General features: G+C 39.2%; 17 protein-coding genes. 13 read left to right on the plus strand and 4 right to left on the minus strand.

What is annotated here, in order from left to right; genetic code table 11:
- Nucleotides 1-194 precede the first annotated feature (194 nt).
- The 8 genes from OCI93_RS04865 (at nt 195) to OCI93_RS04900 (ending at nt 10,499) form a co-directional block, all read left to right on the plus strand.
- Complete coding sequence (locus OCI93_RS04865; RefSeq protein WP_261591351.1) at nt 195-788, plus strand: phosphatase PAP2 family protein; 594 nt, start codon at nt 195-197, stop codon at nt 786-788.
- Nucleotides 789-792: 4 nt separating this feature from the next.
- On the plus strand, nt 793-3,147 hold the full coding sequence (locus OCI93_RS04870) for an efflux RND transporter permease subunit (RefSeq protein ID WP_261591350.1): 2,355 nt from the start codon (nt 793-795) through the stop codon (nt 3,145-3,147).
- A complete protein-coding gene (locus OCI93_RS04875; RefSeq protein WP_261591349.1) occupies nt 3,125-3,922 on the plus strand; it encodes an outer membrane lipoprotein-sorting protein in 798 nt (265 codons plus the stop codon). The genes OCI93_RS04870 and OCI93_RS04875 overlap by 23 nt, the downstream gene beginning before the upstream one ends.
- On the plus strand, nt 3,922-5,100 hold the full coding sequence (locus OCI93_RS04880) for a hypothetical protein (RefSeq protein ID WP_261625886.1): 1,179 nt from the start codon (nt 3,922-3,924) through the stop codon (nt 5,098-5,100). The genes OCI93_RS04875 and OCI93_RS04880 overlap by 1 nt, the downstream gene beginning before the upstream one ends.
- A gap of 253 nt (nt 5,101-5,353) precedes the next feature.
- Nucleotides 5,354-6,307 (plus strand): SPFH domain-containing protein, encoded by a 954-nt coding sequence (locus tag OCI93_RS04885; protein WP_261591347.1) that lies wholly within the window; start codon nt 5,354-5,356, stop codon nt 6,305-6,307.
- A 4-nt stretch (nt 6,308-6,311) separates the two neighbouring features.
- Complete coding sequence (locus OCI93_RS04890; protein WP_261625887.1) at nt 6,312-6,764, plus strand: NfeD family protein; 453 nt, start codon at nt 6,312-6,314, stop codon at nt 6,762-6,764.
- 745 nt (nt 6,765-7,509) lie between these two features.
- The gene (locus OCI93_RS04895; RefSeq protein WP_261625888.1) at nt 7,510-8,661 is read left to right on the plus strand and encodes a PQQ-dependent sugar dehydrogenase; all 1,152 of its coding nucleotides are present in this window, start codon (nt 7,510-7,512) and stop codon (nt 8,659-8,661) included.
- A gap of 194 nt (nt 8,662-8,855) precedes the next feature.
- Nucleotides 8,856-10,499, plus strand: coding sequence for a methyl-accepting chemotaxis protein (locus OCI93_RS04900; RefSeq protein ID WP_261625889.1), 1,644 nt, complete (start codon nt 8,856-8,858; stop codon nt 10,497-10,499).
- A 120-nt stretch (nt 10,500-10,619) separates the two neighbouring features.
- Here OCI93_RS04900 and OCI93_RS04905 read toward each other — a convergent pair whose 3' ends face one another.
- Together OCI93_RS04905 and OCI93_RS04910 are read right to left on the minus strand one after the other, a co-directional pair.
- Nucleotides 10,620-11,690 carry an SGNH/GDSL hydrolase family protein gene (locus OCI93_RS04905; protein WP_261625890.1) on the minus strand — a complete coding sequence of 357 codons (1,071 nt, stop codon included), beginning with the start codon at nt 11,688-11,690 and terminating at the stop codon, nt 10,620-10,622.
- Between the two features lie 272 nt (nt 11,691-11,962).
- The gene (locus tag OCI93_RS04910) at nt 11,963-13,423 is read right to left on the minus strand and encodes an alpha/beta fold hydrolase (protein WP_261625891.1); all 1,461 of its coding nucleotides are present in this window, start codon (nt 13,421-13,423) and stop codon (nt 11,963-11,965) included.
- A gap of 146 nt (nt 13,424-13,569) precedes the next feature.
- Between OCI93_RS04910 and OCI93_RS04915 the strand changes: the two genes are divergently transcribed.
- A complete protein-coding gene (locus OCI93_RS04915) occupies nt 13,570-15,138 on the plus strand; it encodes a LytTR family DNA-binding domain-containing protein (RefSeq protein WP_261625892.1) in 1,569 nt (522 codons plus the stop codon).
- A gap of 269 nt (nt 15,139-15,407) precedes the next feature.
- On the opposite strand, the gene ahpF is transcribed toward OCI93_RS04915, so the two are convergent.
- Both ahpF and ahpC read right to left on the minus strand, forming a co-directional pair.
- Entirely contained in the window at nt 15,408-16,982 is a 1,575-nt protein-coding gene (ahpF, locus tag OCI93_RS04920) for an alkyl hydroperoxide reductase subunit F (protein WP_261625893.1), read from the minus strand.
- A 74-nt stretch (nt 16,983-17,056) separates the two neighbouring features.
- Nucleotides 17,057-17,626: an alkyl hydroperoxide reductase subunit C gene (gene ahpC, locus OCI93_RS04925; RefSeq protein ID WP_261591339.1), complete on the minus strand. Its 570-nt coding sequence runs from the start codon at nt 17,624-17,626 to the stop codon at nt 17,057-17,059.
- 263 nt (nt 17,627-17,889) lie between these two features.
- Here ahpC and OCI93_RS04930 point away from each other — a divergent pair, with 263 nt between their 5' ends.
- From OCI93_RS04930 to OCI93_RS04945, 4 genes are all read left to right on the plus strand, one after another.
- Complete coding sequence (locus OCI93_RS04930) at nt 17,890-18,315, plus strand: DUF3429 domain-containing protein (protein WP_261591338.1); 426 nt, start codon at nt 17,890-17,892, stop codon at nt 18,313-18,315.
- 51 nt (nt 18,316-18,366) lie between these two features.
- Nucleotides 18,367-18,555 (plus strand): hypothetical protein, encoded by a 189-nt coding sequence (locus OCI93_RS04935; protein WP_261591337.1) that lies wholly within the window; start codon nt 18,367-18,369, stop codon nt 18,553-18,555.
- Between the two features lie 438 nt (nt 18,556-18,993).
- Nucleotides 18,994-19,461, plus strand: coding sequence for a GGDEF domain-containing protein (locus OCI93_RS04940; RefSeq protein ID WP_261626053.1), 468 nt, complete (start codon nt 18,994-18,996; stop codon nt 19,459-19,461).
- Between the two features lie 91 nt (nt 19,462-19,552).
- Nucleotides 19,553-20,362, plus strand: a complete 810-nt coding sequence (locus OCI93_RS04945; RefSeq protein ID WP_261591335.1) for a class I SAM-dependent methyltransferase — start codon at nt 19,553-19,555, stop codon at nt 20,360-20,362.
- The last annotated feature ends 196 nt before the right edge of the window (nt 20,363-20,558 follow it).

The raw sequence follows: 20,558 nt of genomic DNA on the forward strand, positions 1-20,558 counted from the left end.
AATTATTACCAAAAATACAAACAAGAAACCAAGATCATAGACAACACGCAGGCCAGAACCAAAAAAGAAACAAAACAATAATTTAGTTTTACATCAAAACACCTTTTGGTTAACCTGTGTACCACTTACTGCATTTTTATTATGAATTTTAAGCTTATGCTTGCTGAGCAAGGATTTTGTGGAGCACATATGAGATGGATTTATTAAACAAGCCTGAACAAAAAAAACAGTCAAATGGACAATTTCGTCGATACGAAAGGATTAAGCAACTCGATTACAATTATTGTGAATTTATCAATGAATTTAACCATATACCATCACTCAGTAAGTTCCTTGGAACAATAAGCATACTGGGGAACGGTCGTTTTTGGTACACCCTGATAATATTGCAACCTATAATATCAGGGGTTGACGGACTGTTAACGTCAGCGCTGATGTTGTTAACGGGGTTAATAACATTAGTGCTATACCTCTGGATCAAGAAACAATTTCAGCGAGAACGCCCTTTCATTACAATTCCCGACCTCAAGATTACTGAATCGGCCATTGACTTGTACAGTTTTCCTTCTGGTCATACCATGCACTCTATTTGTTTCAGCATCATTCTTATGTCCAGTAACTTATGGTGGGGTCTCTTGGTTATTCCTTTTACAGTGCTAGTGAGTATATCTAGGGTTGTATTGGGTCTGCATTACCCATCTGACGTTATCGTCGGCGCTTTTATTGGTGCCAGCGTAGCGACGATTTCTCTTTATTTGATGCACTTGGGCATATTCACAGGAATGTAAAGCAATGCATAAACTCGTAATGAACTCAATCACACGCCCTTGGACAACAATTTTATTTACAGTCGTGCTGATCCTAACATCAACCATGGGGGCTTTTCAGGGGTTTACATGGAGCATCCCTTTTAAGAATGACTACAAAGTCTTTTTCCGTGATGATAATAGCTATTTAAATGACTTTTTGAATTTACAAAAGACGTACACAAAGAGTGACAACGTCGCCATTGTGATAGCCCCTAATTCTGGTACGGTTTTTTCCAAAGACGTGTTACAAGCTATTGGGGAACTTACAGAGCAATCATGGCAATTTGAACACAGCACTCGAGTTGACTCTATTACCAATTTTCAACATAGCTACGCAGAGCAGGATACGATAATTATAGAAGACCTCGTTCCTTTGGATATTTCATTAACCGAAGCGCGTATAAAACAAATTTCTCAAGTTGCACTCAAAGAGCCGCAACTGGTTAAAAGTATACTGGCAGAGGATGGTTCATCTACCGTTGTGAATATCACTTTTACTATTCCTGAAGCAGACATGACCGAAGCAGTGCCAAAAATTGCAAACGCAACTGAGTTGGTAGTCAATGAATTCGCCAGTCGTTATCCAAATATTGACTTTATGCTGTCGGGTATCGTTACCATGAATAACAGTTTTCAGGACATCGCCATTGCAGATACAGCGACGCGGATACCCGCAATGTTATTATTGGTATTAGTACTGCTGTCTATGCTTACACGCTCGGTCTCTGCCAGTGTAATCTCGTTGTTTATCATTATTGTCAGTGTTGTGACGACCATAGGTATCTGGGGCTGGCTAGGTGGCGAACTCAGTAGCCCAACGACCACTGCGCCGATTGCAATCCTGACATTGGCCGTGTCAGATTGCGTCCATGTAATTACCTCTTACATTAAACAGATACGCCAAGGCAACGCTAAATCAGCTGCTATTGAACACAGCATAAAGTCAAACATCAGACCAATTTTTCTAACCAGTGTAACAACTGCAATTGGCTTTTTGACAATGAACTTTTCGGACTCCCCCCCATTTGTTGATTTAGGAAATTTAGTTGCAATTGGAGTGATGTTGGCATTTTGGTTCACTATTACGTTGCTGCCAGCCTTGATGACCCTTTTCCCCTTAGAAGTGTCGAAGAAAAACCGTAATTACGAATTAATGGATCTCTTTGCAAGCTTTGTGATCCGCTACTATAAACGTATCTTTTTCATCACCTCGATTATCATGCTTTCAGCCATCATCCAGCTTCCTAAAAACCAGCTGGATGATGATTTTGTAGAATACTTTGATAAGTCCGTTCCATTTAGAGCTGCTGCGAACTTTATGGAAGCCAACATTGCAGGTATGACGACTCTAGAGCTGTCGTTTAATTCTGGTAAAGCGGAAGGCATTAATGATCCTAAGTTCTTAGCCTTTATTGACCAATTCCAAATTTGGCTCAGTAGTCTAGAGTACACTGATCACATTAACAGCATTACTCATACCGTAAAAAGACTGAACATGAACATGCATGGCGATGATCCTAGCTTTTATCGGTTACCTGAGTCTAAAGAGCAAGTTGCGCAATATATTCTGTTACTGGAAATGTCCTTACCAATTGGACTCGATACCAATAATCTGTTAAACGTTGACAAATCTGCGACCAGAGTAACAGTGACGTTTCAAGACCTCACCTCCAATGAAACCCTAGAGCTAGAAAACCTGATAAAAACGCGCTTTGAATCACTAAACAGCCCTTATCAACTGTTAATTGCAAGTCCTTCTTTAATGTTTTCGCATATTGGAGCAACAAATATCATGAGCATGCTGGAGGGCTCTACTACAGCACTGGTATTAATTTCGATGCTACTCATTCTAGCTCTTCGCTCAGTTAAAATTGGCCTTTTAAGTCTCATTCCTAACCTCACTCCGGCCGCCGTTGCTTTTGGGGTCTGGGCATTATATTCAGGTGAGGTAGGCTTGGGGCTGTCTGTAGTATTGGGCGTTACATTAGGAATTATTGTAGATGATACAGTTCATTTTTTGACTCGTTACCAACATGCGAGAAAGGAACTCCGGTACAATGCACAAGACGCCATTCGTTATGCGTTTAATGTGGTGGGCACGGCCTTGACAACAACAACTCTAATACTGATTGCAGGTTTTTTAGTGATGGCTACATCAAGTCTGCAAGTAAACTCAGAGATGGGACTCATGACAGCTATCACGATTAGCATCGCATTATTGATAGACTTCTTGTTTCTCCCTTCTTTGATATTGTTACTCAGCAAATCATCTAAAAGCGGAAATTTAGCGGTTAGCAATACAATAGCAGAACCAAATGGGAAAATTAGTAAGGAATAACATGCTTAAAAGTATCTTAATATGTAGTTTGGCTTTAGTCAGCCTTCCTAGTGCCTCTCAAAATGAGAAAGGACTACAAATTTCAATCGAACAAAAGGCAAGAAATTCAGGATGGAATAGCGTTTACTCTAAATTCAAAATGATTTTAGAAAACCCTAGTGGGGATAAAAGTGTCCGCGAAATGCGCCTTAAGACTTTAGAAGTAGACAATGATGGTGACAAGTCACTGATTATATTTGATCGTCCCAATGATGTAAAAGGTACTGTGTTTTTAAATCATTCTCATATCAATGATGCAGATGAACAGTGGCTCTATCTACCGGCACTTAAACGCACCAAAGCAATAGCATCACGAAATAAGTCAGGCCCTTTTGTTGGTAGTGAGTTTTCATTTGAGGATCTATCCTCTTTTGAAGTTGGTAAATACCAGTTTACCTATTTAGAAAGTGATAAAATTGATGGCATTGAGGTGTTTAAAGTTGAACAAGTGCCAGTCGACAAGTTTTCAGGGTATCAAAAAAGAGTAGCATGGATAGATGCGTCACGTTATATACCGCTCAAGATCGAGTTTTATGATAGAAAAGGAAGTCCTTTAAAAACATTGATTTTAAGTGAATATAAATTGCATCTGGATAAATTCTGGAGAGCACATACCATGCAGATGAATAATCATCAAACTGGGAAGTCGACAACACTTATCACTGAGAATTTTGAATTTAACCTTGATTTAAGTATTCAAGACTTTGCTAGTAGAAGGTTAAATAAGGTTCGCTAATGAAGTGCATAGTTAACTCAAGCTATCCTTTATTGGCCTTAATACTTATAGCCAGCCCTGTATGGACCTTTGAAATACAGGGTAATTTAAATTTAGAACAGCGTCACTATGTCAGCGCTAAAGAGCAGCAATCAGAGCAATATGAAGCAACGTTATCCTTTGCGCCAGAGTTATACTACAACCATAATGATATAGAAGTTAATATAAAGCCTAATGCTCGGATTAACTCTATGGACGACGAAAAGTCAGGCTTCTATTTTAAAGAGTTAAACCTTGCATACACATCAAATGCCCACGAATTTAAAGTTGGTATTAATCAAGTGTTTTGGGGCGTCACAGAATCTCAGCACATCATAGATATTATTAATCAAACCGATACATTAGCAAGTGTAGACTTTGAACAAAAAATGGGGCAACCCATGCTGCAATACACTTATTATAGCGAAGACAGTTCACTGCAAGTCTTCCTACTACCTCACTTTCAAAAGCCCAAATATGCATCAAAAAAAGGTAGGTTAAGGCCTATTCTCGTTGTGGACCCTTCCTTAGTGCAATTTGAATCCAGCAAAGGAAAAAACCGCCAAGACTTTGCATTGAAATACAGTAGCCGCCTAGCGGGCATTGACTATAGCTTACATTACTTTAACGGTATTCAAAGAACACCCATTTTGCAATATTCCGCAGCACATAATGCGCTTGCCCCTTTGCATCCTAACATGGAGCAAGTAGGGATCGAATCACAACTCGTATACGAAAATTGGCTTTTTAAATTAGAAGGATACCATCGCCACTCAACACACAACTACAGCGCTGTGACGGCAGGCTTTGAATATACTTTAATTGGCGTGTTTGATTCTTTTTGGGACATTAACTTAATTAGTGAATACCAATATGATTCGCGTCAAGATCCAAGCTTAGCACAAGGGCAAAATGACTTATTCCTCGGTGCAAGACTCACACTAAATGACCTAGACGGTACAACCGCGTTAGTAGGGTTAGTTCAGGACTTAGACGATAAAGACACTGTCAGTGGTAGGCTTGAAATATCTAGCAGAATCAATGATAGCTGGCGATGGAGAGTGGAAGGCTGGTTGTTTCAGGCTGACTCAGTGGATGAAATCACATTCTTTGCGCGCAAAGATGATTTTTTACAGTTTTCAATAGAATACTATTTCTAACTGAGGTTCAGGCGTTGCTGAGCACATTATTGTGTGCTTATCCGTGCTTCAACAAAAGATAGATTGCTTGAAGTTTGAACCTCATCATCTATGTGACTACATAACCATATGCTGATAAATGTAATCATCTCTACAGGTGTTAAATATACACCTTCTTAAGTAAAGTTTCGATGGTTAAAGTTACATTCCTCTAGCTGCTAACTCGGTACAATGCTAATCTCTTTGTTAGGATAATAATACACAGAGGAACACCATGGACCCCGTAAGCCAGATATTAGACATACTATTTAACATCGAAGTGTTATTGCTCATTTTTGTACTTGTTGTACTTAAAAGTAGTATTAAATTTGTTCCCCAAAATCGTGCGTGGTTGATTGAACGATTTGGCAAATACCAATCAACAAAAGAGGCTGGACTAAACTTCATTGTTCCGTTTGTTGATAGAATTGCCGCCGATAGAAGCCTAAAAGAACAAGCGGTTGATGTACCTTCTCAGTCAGCGATTACTAAAGATAATATTTCTTTAATAGTTGATGGTGTGCTGTATTTCCGTGTATTAGACCCGTATAAAGCGACATATGGCGTAGATGATTATATTTTTGCAGTAACGCAATTAGCGCAAACCACCATGCGTAGTGAACTGGGTAAAATGGAGCTAGACAAAACATTTGAAGAGCGCGATTTACTTAATACCAATATCGTCACTGCAATTAATAGTGCCTCAGAGCCTTGGGGTATACAGGTGTTACGCTACGAGATAAAAGATATTGTGCCACCTAATTCTGTTATGGAAGCTATGGAAGCTCAGATGAAAGCAGAGCGTGTAAAGCGTGCACAAATTTTAGAGTCTGAAGGTGACAGACAATCGGCAATTAATGTGGCCGAAGGTAAAAAGCAAGCACAAGTACTTGCTGCGGAAGGTGAAAAGGCTGAACAAATTCTCAGTGCCGAGGGTGAAGCTCAAGCCATTATTGCCGTTGCAGACGCACAAGCTGCAGCGCTGCGCAAAGTAGGTGAAGCTGCAGATACTGAACAAGGCCAAAAAGCCATTCAACTTGATTTGGCAACTAAAGCCATTGCCGCCAAAGAAGCGATTGCCAAAGAGTCATCGGTGGTTTTACTGCCCGACTCAGGCACTGATACCAGCGCTTTAGTCGCGCAAGGCATGTCTATTATTAGCGCCATTAATAAGCAACAAAAAGGATAATCATATGGATTTGATTTTAAATAACTTACCACAAACCCTTATTATTGTTGGTATTTTTGCTTTAATCATTGAAGTTGCAGTGCTTGGGTTTGCGACATTTTTTTTACTATTTTTAGGCCTATCATTAGTACTTAGCGGCACCATGATGTACGCTGGTTTATTAGCCAATGACTGGATGACAGCGCTTTGGGTAAACGCCATACTCACTTTTGTTTTAGCACTAGTCTTATGGAAACCACTAAAACGCTTGCAGCAATCAAGTAACGATGAAGAGATAAGTAACGATTTTGCTGATATTGATTTTATCTTAAGTGACGATTTAAACGACAACAATCAGGTGTTTCATGCCTACTCTGGTATTCAATGGCAACTCAAAAGCGATCAACCACTCAGTAAAGGCACTCGCGTAAAAGTAGTAAAAAAAGAGGTTGGGGTTATGTGGGTAAAAACTCTTTAACGCTTACCTTCGCGCAATTATAAATATTCGCGCATTCAGTTAATAAATGCGCTAATCAATACTGTATAAGTGATTGGTTAGCGCAATTTTAAAACTCTCTTACCACGTCAAATCATTGTGTTTATCAATACAAATAAACCACACCAAGGCTTGCCAAGCCCTAATATGCATAACATTTTATCATACAGCCCGTATTTATTATTGAAAAATATAAACTGAGAACTTATTTTTATTAAGTAATAAATCACCTAATTTATTTGTTCAGACTTTATGAAAAAAAGTAATATGGTGTTGCTAGGTATGCAACTTATCGCTCGTGGGTATTATGATTACCATGACCTTACCTTTTTCTATCAAGTTGGGGCCTGGACCTGTAACTTTATAGCAGTTGGTGCCCTGTGCACTTACCCTATCCGCTCCCTCAAGGAACACTTTAAACAAAGGCGCGCTGCCGCTGAGTAGTACTGTTTTCAAAACTAAAATTTCATTCATGCAAAATGGCGACTTTCAGTCGCCATTTTTATTGACCGTATATTTGAGCATGCCAATAAATTCATTTTGAGCTTTGGTTCACCAAGCACTTCACTCCTACTCATGTATTCAATAGCCGCTTAAAAGTAAAAACAATTTCAGTTGTTAAAAAAGTGTACTTTTTACATATTCACTCAACGCAAACCGTGACATTTTTATATAGAACACGTTAGGCTATCAGTACTTATCTATTTATTTACATTGAGCGCACACGATGAAAAAACTAAATAACAAGATAGCGTTAGCCTTATTTTGTATCTCTTCTTTCGCTAATGCAGCTTTAGAGCAAGCAATCCCACTTGCCCAGAGCGCTGATAAATACAGCCTTGAATTGTTAACTAAAGGCATACAAATTCCTTGGGGCATGGTCTGGCTCAACGATAATGAATTGCTAGTTACCGACAGAGCGGGCAAGTTGCGATTAATTAAAAATGGTAAGTTACTTGAGCAGCACATCGAAGGGTTGCCAAAATTACACGCAAAACGTCAAGGCGGTTTGTTAGATGTGGAGCTCGACCAAAATTTTGCAAGTAATGGCTGGATTTATTTTTCTTATTCGGGTTATGAAGGCGATGAAAGTGGCAATAACACATCAATAATGCGCGCTCGACTTAACAATATGAAACTAATAGATAAACAAGTGTTATTTGATGGCTTTCCAAATACCCAAAAGTCTCATCACTATGGCTCACGGATTGAGTTTGATAAACAAGGTTATCTGTATTTTTCAATCGGAGATCGCGGTAATCGAGATGAGTACCCACAACGTTTAGATAATGATGCGGGCAAAATTCATCGCATCAAGCCAGATGGTAGCATTCCTAATAGCAACCCATTTGCTAACCAACAAAATGCTCGAAAAAGCATTTATTCATTCGGGCACCGCAATCCTCAGGGAATGGCAATGCATCCAAAAACGGGGGATATTTGGACTCATGAACATGGACCTCGCGGCGGAGATGAAATTAACATCATCAAAGCAGGCGCAAATTATGGCTGGCCAATCATCACTTATGGTATCAATTACAACGGTTCAAAAATCACCGACGAAACCACACGAAAAGGCATGCAACAACCTCTCTGGACATGGACCCCTTCTATAGCGCCTTCTGGCATGGCGTTTGTTACCAGCGATACATACCCACAGTGGCAGGGTCATTTAGTTGTAGGCTCTATGAAGTTTGCCCATCTGGTATTAGTAAAGCTTGATGGTGACAAGGTGGTAGGTCACAGTAAATTGTTCGAGGGAGCTGGCAGAGTGCGTAGCATTGCAACCCACCCCAATGGCGATCTCTATTTAGGTATAGATGGCAGTGGAATTTACAAAATTGTACCAAAAGCGGCACAAAAAAACATCGCACAATAAAGATGTCAGCTGCATAAAAATAAAATTCGCTTTGCCAATTCAAACACTGATGTGGCCAATTAGTTGAGTGTGCATTCACTCTAATTATGCTTATTGATGTCGCAAAGCGATTGTTCTAATTAGTTATATCTAATTGTGTTCGCTGGGTTTAGCACTACACTTTACTACACTGTGCTCATTAGGGAGTTAATATAATGTTGGATTTTTTATCACAAATGACCGTTAAAAGTCGTTTAACTTTAGGCTTTGGTTTTATACTGGCCTTGCTAGTGTTACTGACGATTCAAGGGATCCAAAAAGTTAATTTTATTGACCGAACATTAAGTGAAATTACAGATGTTAACTCGGTAAAACAGCGCTATGCCATTAATTATCGTGGTAGTGTTCACGACAGAGCGATTGCCATTCGAGATATTGCTATAGCCAGTAATACTTCGCAAATTAGTGAATTTGTTGAGGAAATAAAAGAGTTAGAAGCATTTTACCGCCAGTCAGAAAACAAAATGGATCAGATGCTAAGTAATGGCACTCACTTCACAAGCCAAGAACGTAACATCCTTTCAAAAATAGATAAAATACAAAGCAGAACACTTCCACTGGTTAAGCAAATTATTACTGAAAAGCGTGCTGGTGAGGACGTGTCGCAACGCGTATTAAATGATGCTAGGCCCGCATTTATTGACTGGCTAAACACTATTAATGAATTTATCGACTTTCAAGAGAATCAAAACCAAACAGCCACCCCAGAAGCACGAGCCGTTGCTGGCGGTTTTCAAAACTGGATGTTAATTTTAAGTGCTATTGCATTGGCTGCTTCTATATTTGTAGGTGTATTAATTGAAAGAAGCTTGCGCGCAGCACTCGGTGGTGAACCATTTGAAGCGCAGACAGCGATAAATACTACCGCTAGTGGCAACTTAACACAGCCAATTAACTCTCGCTACCCAAACAGTATTATTGGTGCAATTGCTAACATGAATATAAAAATCACCAGTATTGTTAGCAACATAATCACCGCTTCCAATAGCGTTGCAACTCAGGTTGAACACGTATCTAAAGGGTCTAAATCAGTACTTAATGCGGCACAAAGTCAGGCGCAATTAACCTCTCAAACAGCCTTTAAGCTCAATGAAATGCGAGAAAGTATCGACCAAGTATCGCAAATTGCACACCATACTGAAGAGAACTCTGGACTCACTGCAAAATATGCAGAACAAGGTCGCACAGTAGTAGATGCAACCGCCACCGAAATGGAAAAAATATCGCAAACCGTGAATACCACGGTCGAGCAAATAAGAAAGCTTGAAGATAACACCAAACAAATTGGTGGCATTATTAATGTGATCAGTGGTATTTCTGAGCAAACCAATTTACTTGCTTTGAACGCAGCCATTGAAGCAGCAAGAGCAGGTGAAACTGGCAGAGGCTTTGCAGTAGTAGCAGATGAAGTTCGCCAATTAGCACAGCGCACCGGTGAGGCTACATCACAAATTGAGTCAATGATAAATGATGTGCAAGCGCAAACTATTGCCTCTGTAAATGCAATGGAAACCGTTCAGCCACAAGTTGAAAGTGGTAAAGAAAAAACAGAAAAAGCAACAGAGCTGCTCTTAAGTATCGAAAAACAAGCAAGTGATTCATTAAATAGAGTGAAAGAGGTTGCAAAAGCCTCTGCTGGTCAAGTCTCGGTGATCAGTGATATCAACACAACAATGGAACAAATTGCAGCAATGTCTGAAGATTTCATCGACTCAATGCATCAAAACGATTCATCGACCAACACATTGGCCGACCTTTCGAGCAAGTTAAAGCAAGATATTTCATTTTTTAAAATTTAGTCGGGCTGTAATGCGAGCCGCTACGCTGGAATTTATTAAACTAGTTGATAGCCTTAATGTGGCAGAAATCTCAATGGTATCTCTGCCACATTAAAGCAGCTTTTACATATTATCTGCTTATCAAAACACTTTGTTAGTTTTAATAAAGTTCACTAACTGAACAGCAATATCTTGATGCTCTTGCTCTGTTGGGTGCCAAGTACAACCACTTAACGCCGAATTAAAAGTGTGGCTGTAGAGCTCATTTTGGCCTTGAGCAGACAGCAACTCAATTGCTTTGTTTGTTGCGGGTATTATCAAGTCATATGGGTAGGCAGGGCGCGGCATAAAAACAATGGGTTGTGCCGGGTAGCGTGCACGTACTGTGGCTACAAACTCAACCATCCGTTTTACCCATGCGGTTTTTACTTGTTGGATATCTTGCCATGGCTCATGTGCTTGCGGGTCAGTACTAAAATCATTGGTGCCAACTTCTATTACAATTAAATTAGGGAAGCGGTCTTCAAATGTACGACTGTCTTGAAATAATGCACCCGCTTTATCAAAATAATAGGTGAGATCATGGTGCGCTTGATTACCACTCCAGTTGCGAATAAGGCCAAGTCCAGAGACTGATACTTGAGTATACGTTGCACCTAACATCTGTGAGCTGACATACGGAAACGCCAAGCGCGCATTGCTGGTTTGTAACACTTCTTGCCAAGTACATTCTCGTTTATTTGACTCACTACCAAAACCTGCACTAATCGAGTCACCAATAAACAAAATATGCTTTTGCGACTGCCAAATACCCTCTATGCTGCCGTCAACATCAAAGCGATGTATTTCACTAAAGTTATTCGTATCTTCTGAGCGTTTTACTACTTCAATTTCAACGCTAACCTCTTTTGACTGACTAAATAACTCAAACATTTTAGGCTCTGCACTATAATCTGTGATTATTTTTTTATGAAGCTTGCCATCAACTAATACGTCAAATTGATTACCAAAACCAACGAGCGTTACGTGTAAGCTTTTACCTGTTAATTTTGTTTTAAAGCTGCTTCCTGGCCAGTTAATACTCACTAGCCCTTGCTCGTATTGTTTAACAACCCGCCCTTCGTACACAATGGCATGATCAGTTGCAGGGACACTGCTTGCAAACGACGCTGTACTTATCAAAGCACAAAAAAATAAAACGAGTTTATACATGTTGTATGTTCCTTTATTGATTAAAAATACAACATAAAATTAACTTATGAACGAAGCAATGGAGTTTTCTTCATGTTAACTGTATGGTAATTTAAAAAAGGTACATATTAAAAAATTAATGCATGCAAACGTAGCAACACTTTTTGTTTCGCCTTCAAAAGATGCATTAAATATAAGAAAACCACCTCACCAGAAAGCTCAGCACTGAAATCAATAGTCACAAGAGTACCTCTTTAAAAAATACTCTCCTTTATCACTGTTAGAATTAACAATTATTGTTTTAAACTTAAATCAGGAAGCGGTAGCTCAATTGTGCTCTGATCTACCTTCTCATTTGCTAAAAAAGCTTTCATTCTAGCAAGCACCTCTTCAGATGACGTAAATAAGTTATGCCCCGCATACTTTACTTTTACTTGGATTAAGTTTGATAGCCCACGGACTGCCTCTAGCTGTTCTTGAGGATATGTTCTGCCATCGAGCGTTCCGGTCAAAAGTAATGTAGGTACGCTACTTTTCGGTGCTTGTCTAAATTCATCCCCAAGGTCTAGGCCTGATGAAAACTCATTGAGCATTGGCATTGGGTAATTCAACATATCTCCAAGCAACGAATCTTTAGCTTGTTGATTAAAAAGCTTAAGTTTACTACTGGTGATACCTGAAGCAACATCCATTACTAATGGCATTAATTTAAAACTTAACGTTTCATCTTTAAATATACCACGCTGTAAAATACCCATTAATAAGTCAGTGTTATCTTTTTCTATCTCAAGATACATATGAACTAACATCGATAAATACTGATTGGGATCGGCTATCATCATACTTGCAAGCATTCTCATATGATGTTTTTGAAAAAGTATGTTCGTTTTAGAGCCATCTCTACTCGGTATTGTTAGCATGATGGGTGATTTTTCCAACTTACTATGTACCCGCTTCATTAATGCTGTTAGGTCTGGTACAGTGCTTTTAAGTGCTTGTTGATCGATAACTTCTTGTACATTTTTAAAGTACTGATCGGTCATTGCAGGTAACTTAACGGTTTGATTCAAACCCTCAGCACTTGCAATGATCACCTTGTCTAACTTGTTTTCAAACAGTTTTATTGCTGCTAGAGCAAGGTGGCTACCATAAGAGATCCCCCATAGCGACACCTTATCGGCTTGTAAATGCACTCGTAAGCTATCAATATCATACGCATTTTGAATAGTATTATAAGCACTGGTATCAATACCTTGTGACTCCCATAGCCTCAAGCACTCATTGGCAGCTGAAGTGTATTTAGATTTAAAATCACGCTTGTTTAACCGTTCGTCAAGTGGAATTTTCACACTGGATGAACATGTTTGTGGTTGCTCAGATCTCCCTGTGCCTCTTTGTTCAAACGCGATTACATCACCATATTCTCTCAATGCCATAAACAAAGGAAAACGACGCCACTTAGCCGTTGCAATACCTGATCCTCCCGGACCACCAGACAAATAAACGATAGGTGATCTTTTACTTTTACCTGTAGCAGTAAATCGTACATAGTTTATTCTAATCATGCGGCTGTTTGGGCTATTGCGGTTTTCAGGCACCATAAGGTGACCTTCAATAGCATCTGTTTTTTCACCACTATTAGTGACAAACTCAATTTTCTGCTCATTTTTAAGTAATGGCGACTCAGCAAATACATTTGTTTGCATAGTAAATGTACTTAAACATCCAACCAGTGTTATTGTTTTTATTTTCATCTGTAACTCCTCAATTAACGTACTATGCAATTGAGCATTAAGTTCTTTTTCAGCACTAGCAATATTCTTTAAAAGGTTTAAAAGCACTGACTTACACATTAAACGGTAGTAATATTTCGCTAAACGGTATTTAGGAAACCCATCAAATGATTAAATTCACACCGATGTATTGGGCGCTTTTTATGGTGTTTTGTGGTTTTTCTTCCTTTTGCAAAGCACAAAACACGTTGATATTTTTACCCTATGATCATTTCGCTACCGTTTGCCAATTTAAAACGGTATATAACTCCCCTCCCACATTTGACTCACCTTATTGCAAACAACAAGCCTTACGAGAAATAAATCCTCAGCTAAAAAATATTTGGATTAAAATCGAGTTTGATTTACCAAACAGGGGGAAAGAACTCAAAGCTCTTAATGGGTTTTATATCTCAGGTAAAGCAGCTAGTGCAGTTTATTTAAACAAACATTTCCTTGGTTTAAATGGTTTTCCCGGCGTTGCGAATTCTCATACCCAAGTCTCCGATGCCCCGACCTTGCAAGAAAAAGCTGGAAAAATGGACAGTGTTTTCTTCATACCTTACCACTTGCTTAGACCCTCAAAAAATGAGCTAGTCATTCATTTATCGGGCCATCACAGTCTTATTACGCTTGATAATCCAATGCATATCTTTGCTTTAGGACAATATGGTTCGCCCAAACGTTTTATACAGCACTATAGTGAGTTTGGGCTTATTTTAATTGGTGCGTTTTTAGTTGGCGTTTTATATTTTTTAGCCTTAAGTTTAGGCAACCAAGCGGTAGGTACTTATCGCATTTTTGCTGCTCTATGTTTTTTGGCTACATTACAATTAGGTGCAGAACTATCTCGAAAACTCATAGATTACACCTATCAATGGCATGATATAAGGCTAATCGCAATTACCACTTTATCATTTATGTTTGGCATACTCATTTTGGTGTATAGCTCTAACAAACTAGCTGGCAAGCATGCGGTTCATTGGATTTATTCAGGGATTATCGTTACCTCAATAACTTTAATTTTTGCACCTGGCTTTGACAACAAAACGACTATGGGTATTTTCAATCCTTTACTATTTAGCTTATTACAGCTTTTTTATTACTGGATAAAGAACAAAGACCCCAATATTCTACGCTGGTTGGTTGTTCAATTATTCGTTGCCATAACCATTGTGATTGATGTCAGCAGTTTTCATGAGATAGCACACTTTGCGATCATTGGTATACTGGTTTGCTATTTGTTTATTCAACAAGCAAGCGAAGTTAAAAACAAACAACTGCAGTTGTATAAAGAGCAAACAAAGCTCGCAAAGCTTGAATATAAACTAGAACAAAATATTCAGGGTAAAACACCAAGTAAGCTAGAGATTTCCGTCGCAGGAAAAACAGACTATTTGAGCACTTCAAGCATTGCCTACTGTAAAGCAGCAAGAGACTATGTGGAATTACATTTAATAGATAAATCAGAAAAATTATACAGCGGTTCACTTAAGCAACTTGAAGAAACACTTCCTAAAACCTTTCTACGTGTTCACCGTTCATATTTAGTAAACCTTGATGAAGTTGTGTCGCTGTCATCCAATCAATTGCAAGAAGAAAACAACAATGAACTAACATTAAGCAATCATCAAAAAGTGCCGGTTAGCAGACGTTTATTACCAGCAGTTAAAAACACGCTTAAGCACTCGATATAACCGTAACACTCCAACGCTGGGCATGATCAAAGTCGATTTATTAGACTCTCTCACGTATCCGAAGCTGAAATTATTTATGAACTAAATCGTACTTATGTTGCCTACTATTATGATGCTACTAGATCCCTAGTTTATGAGACAAAATGCCAAGGCTTGCCTTGGCATTTTTACGTTTGCAATAAATCATAAAAAAGCCACCTCAATATTGAGGTGGCTTCGCATTGCTGGGTGTAGCCAGCTACCTAACAAGCTGGCATGCAATGATAAGGTTATGCTGCTTGCTCTTCATCTTGTTGTGCATGGCGAATAAGGTAATCAAATGCGCCCAAACTTGCCGTTGCACCAGAGCCCATGGCAATAATAATTTGTTTGAATGGCTCAGTCGTCGCATCACCAGCGGCGTAAACGCCAGGCAGTGAAGTTGCTCCTTTATTGTCTATATCAATTTCACCAAATTGGGTTAATGTAACGGCTGAGTCAGTTAAAAACTCTGTATTAGGCACCAAACCAATTTGCACAAATATGCCCGCAAGCGTTAATTCATTACTTTGCTGCGATACTCTATCGATATAGCGCAAACCAGTAACACGGCTGACATTTCCCAGCACTTCTGTGGTTTGCGCATTTTTAATAATTGTAATGTTATTTAAGCTATTGGCTTTTTTAATCAGTACATCATCGGCGCGCAAAGTATCGGCAAACTCTAACACGGTGACGTGTTCAACAATGTTCGCTAAGTCTATGGCAGCCTCAATGCCAGAGTTACCTCCACCAATGACAGCAACAGGCTTACCTTTAAACAATGGGCCATCGCAGTGTGGGCAATAGGCAACCCCTCGACCTTTATATTCTGCCTCTCCTGGCACGTTCATATTTCTCCAGCGCGCGCCTGTTGCCAAAATAACAGATCTGGCTTTAAGTGTTGCGCCACTTTCTAGCTCAACATTAATCAAATTATCTGTACTGAGCTTTGCAGCGCGCTGCCCAGCCATAACATCTACGTCATATTGCTTTACGTGTTCTTCTAATTGTGCAACTAACTTTGGGCCTTCAGTGGCTTTAACTGAAATAAAGTTCTCAATGCTCATGGTATCAGCCACTTGGCCGCCAAACCGCTCAGCGACAACGCCGGTATTTAGCCCTTTTCGCGCTGCATATACAGCCGCAGAGGCACCCGCGGGCCCACCTCCTACCACTAATACATCGAATATGTCTTTTTCATTAAGCTTTTGAGCTTGTTTTGCAAACGCATTAACATCTACTTTATTTAAAATATCAGTGAGTGTTAGCGCACCTTGAGAAAATAGCTCGCCATTTAAATAAACAGCGGGAACCGCTAATACATTTCTCTCATTTACTTCATCTTGAAACAAAGCACCATCTATCATAGTGGTTTTAATTTGTGGATTAAGCGCTGCCATTAAGTTCAAGGCTTGCACCACTTGCGGACAAGTTTGGCAACTCAAAGAAATATATATTTCAAAGCTTAAATCGCTACCCAGTGATTTTATTTGTACAATTTCATCTGCCGATGCTTTAGCTGAATGACCACCTGTTTGTAAAACAGCCAGCACCAAAGAAGTAAATTCGTGACCCATAGGTACACCAGCAAATTGAATATCAGTGCTGCGCTCAGGTGAATGTACTCTCATACTGGGTTTGCGCACGCTGATATCTGGATTGTTTGATACAGTAATTAGCTTACTTAATGATGCTAAATCATTCGCTAAGTTTTCCAGCTCCTTTGACTTATTGCTGTCATCAAGTGCAATGACCAGCTCTACAGGGTCTTTTAAGGCGCTGAAATGGCTTTTAAGTTGGTTTTTAATATTTTGGTCTAACATGATTGGTCATCCTCACAACAACAGTGATATAAAAAGGCAGCTGAGGGTGGCTTTTTGCCACCCCAAATGACGATTTAGATTTTGCCAACTAAATCTAATGAAGGTGCTAAAGTTTCTTCGCCCGGTTGCCAAGATGCAGGGCATACTTCACCGTCGTGGCTTGCAATGTACTGAGCGGCTTGCACTTTACGAAGTAGTTCTTTCGCACTGCGACCAATGCCTAAGTCATGTGTTTCTACTACTTTAATTTCACCTTCAGGATTGATAACAAATGTGCCGCGCAGTGCTAAGCCATCTTCTTCTATCATCACACCAAAGTTACGAGTAATACGTCCTGTTGGGTCTCCAATCATTGGAAATTGGATTTTCTTAATCGTCTCAGACGCATCGTGCCAAGCTTTGTGTGTGAAGTGTGTATCGGTTGATACTGAGTAAACCTCTACTCCCATCTCTTGTAGCTGTGCGTAGTGATCTGCTACGTCACCTAGCTCCGTTGGACACACAAAGGTAAAATCGGCTGGGTAGAAAAATACAATCGACCATTTGCCTAGTAAGTCATTTTCACTCACCTCAACAAAATCACCGTTATGGTAAGCTGTTGCATTAAAAGGTTGAATTTTTGTGTTTATCAATGAAGTAGTCATATCGTTTTCTCTCTTACTTAGTTTTATTGAATATTGAGTTTAAGCAGCGCCGTGCTGCTCGTTTTGCTTGACTACTAAGATAATGAGAATGAGATGAAAAATAAAATGGATTGTTTGGATTGGTTTAATCAATTTTTACGATTGAACTGTGATTTTTCACTTATGAGTGATCTTTTGTCGTTTGTTTTTCATAGATATTATTATGATTGTTGTAGGCTGAGTTATACTCGCATTTACTATTATAAAACAGGATTAAGAGCGCAATGCATCCATTTTTAAATCACATCCAATTAAGCTATTACGGCGTACTCCCTTTTTTGGCGTGTGTATTTTGGCCTTTGCTATTGGGGTCATCGGTTCAAGCTATCGAAGCATTCAGCTTATATAGCATGGGTATTTTAGCATTTATGGCAGGCACACTGTGGCGCGCTGGCGAGCAATCTTTCACACATGCAATTATGGCTGTTTTAGTGGTTATTCCCTTTCCTTTGTTAGTTTTTGCATCAGCAACAAGTACTCTTGTCTATTTAGCCATTAGCTTTCCAATTGTATTACTATTCGAACGTGGTATGCCACCATGGCAGCAATACCACAAGGATTACCATAAAATGCGCTATATTCTCACCTCTGTTGTATTTGTTTGCCATTTATTCATGATTGCACAAAGCATTGAGTTAGCAAGAATGTAAACAACTCTGCTATACCTAAGAGCTACAAACCTTAAAATAATGAGCCGGTTTATGAATCAAAGACTTATCATTGCTTTTACTTGGTTAACTGGCGGCTTGTTTTTATGTTGGGCATTTACTCACGGTAGCATTGAAGTAGATACTATAGAGGAAGTGCTTTGGCTTTGTTTATCCTCAACGGTAGTAACGTTGGCAGCGCCCCAGCTCAATAGCAAGTTATTAGGGGCTGTTGCTCTTTGAGGTATGAATTTTGTTCAAATCAAAGGCTTTCATTACGCGAAATGAGTAATGCAGCATAATAGTTTATGTCAGTTGCGAATGACAAAGTAGTGGAAGCCTTTGGTTGAACCCTTTGGGCAGCGCCATTCGGGCATTTTTTCTACGCTATCACCTGACTTACATAGTATAACTATGCGACGCAGATTCTGCCTTGCCAAAATACCCGAATGACTGCTGCAAAAACACACAACAAAGATCATAACAGCCCCTAGTTTATGGTTGGTCGTTTTATTGCCTTGGACTACTTTTAGATGTATTTGATGGCTACATCAACTTTAATTTGTTGCCTATTGTGCTACTCGAAACATCACTTAAGAGCCTTGGCTTTATTTTAGTTTGTTATGGCATGGCACTACTTCTTAATTCAAAAAAGCCACTATTGCAAAGTTAAATCAAGAAATTGCAGGGCGTAACCAACTAGAAGACAAGTTACGCTATGAAGCGAACCATGACCCGCTCACCAAAATTGGTAATCGTAAAGCTTGTTTTGATAAGCTCACAAAGTTGAGTGAACAATACCAATGGCTTTATTATTTCGATTTAGATAATTTTAAACAAGCAAACGATGAATATGGCCACCACATCGGCGATAAAGTGCTGAAACTTTTCGCTGATTCACTCACTGAACAATTTCAAAAAGATACCGTATTTCGCTTAGGGGGTGATGAGTTTGTTGCTTTTAGTAATGATAGCCCCGAAGCATTGCCGCAGTTACGCGCGCATATAACTAATAAAATTGAGCAATATCAAGTAAGTGCGAGTATAGGCAACTGTAAAACAAAAATCGAACAAGAGCCTGATGAAATTCTCAAACAAGCTGATGCAAAAATGTATCGCGATAAATCAAGAAGTAAATCGCATCGTTGACTATTTTTAGTCATCATATGATGATTTAGCAACTGCCTCTGTAACGTTATAAATGATATAATTTTTGTCGTTTTACTTTTTATGTATTTCTATGATTTTAGATAAGCAATGGCGAATATTAACCGTAGGCGATGGTGATTTAAGCTTTTCCTATGCGCTTCACAGCCTCATTACTAAAGGCCAAGTAACTGCTAGCACCTACGACAGCGAGCAGACGATTGAGGGTAAATATCAGCAGCATGCGCTTGAGCAAGTTAAAGCCGCAAACATCACTTACTTACCGAGTTTTGATGTAACAATGCCAGCTAGCTGGCAACGCTTAGCCGGTCAAAAGTTTGATTTAGTTGTTTTTCAGTTTCCTTTAATCCCTGCGTTTAGCGATCAACAAGCCTTTGATAAATCTACATTATCGATTAACACATTAAATAGAGCGTTACTGCGCCAATTTATCGATAATGCATGTCGTTTTGCGCTGGACCCAAACGGTCCTATGTTGTGCTACATAACATCTAAAGATGTAAAACCATATTGCGAATGGGATTTAGAAGGCTCATTAATGTTAAATTCTAAAATGCAATATATAGGTCAGCATCCATTTAATATTAACCAGTTCCCCGGCTATAAAATTCGCAATGTAGAGCGAGATAAGCACGTTAAAGATACCAGCGGTATAACTTATGCGTTCACAGCCAAATCAAACCCATCACTAGAAAAGCAACTGATCATACCAAGCTATTTGGAAGAGAATCATTGTAGCTTTTGTCGAGCGGGTCCATTTCATAGCCAAATTGACATGCAGGCCCACCTTGATTCAAAAAAACACCGAATGATGCAAAAGCACCAGCAGGCTTGGTATCAGTTTCTAGACGATTACCATCGTAAGAATTCATACAACTGCTAGGGACTTATATGGACTCCCTGCAAATGTCAAAAAGAAAGAGTTAAAATAAATTAAATGAATAAGTTCCTTTTTTAAGAGAATATTAACTGCATAGGTAGCGATAAAATCGCAATAAAGTTACTGTATGTAAATGGACCGAAATGACGAAGTGAAATCATAGGATAATGTATACAAAAACTTGCTGGTAAGGCTACTG

The sequence above is a fragment of the Pseudoalteromonas holothuriae genome, from assembly GCF_945859825.1.
Taxonomy (GTDB): domain Bacteria; phylum Pseudomonadota; class Gammaproteobacteria; order Enterobacterales; family Alteromonadaceae; genus Pseudoalteromonas; species Pseudoalteromonas holothuriae.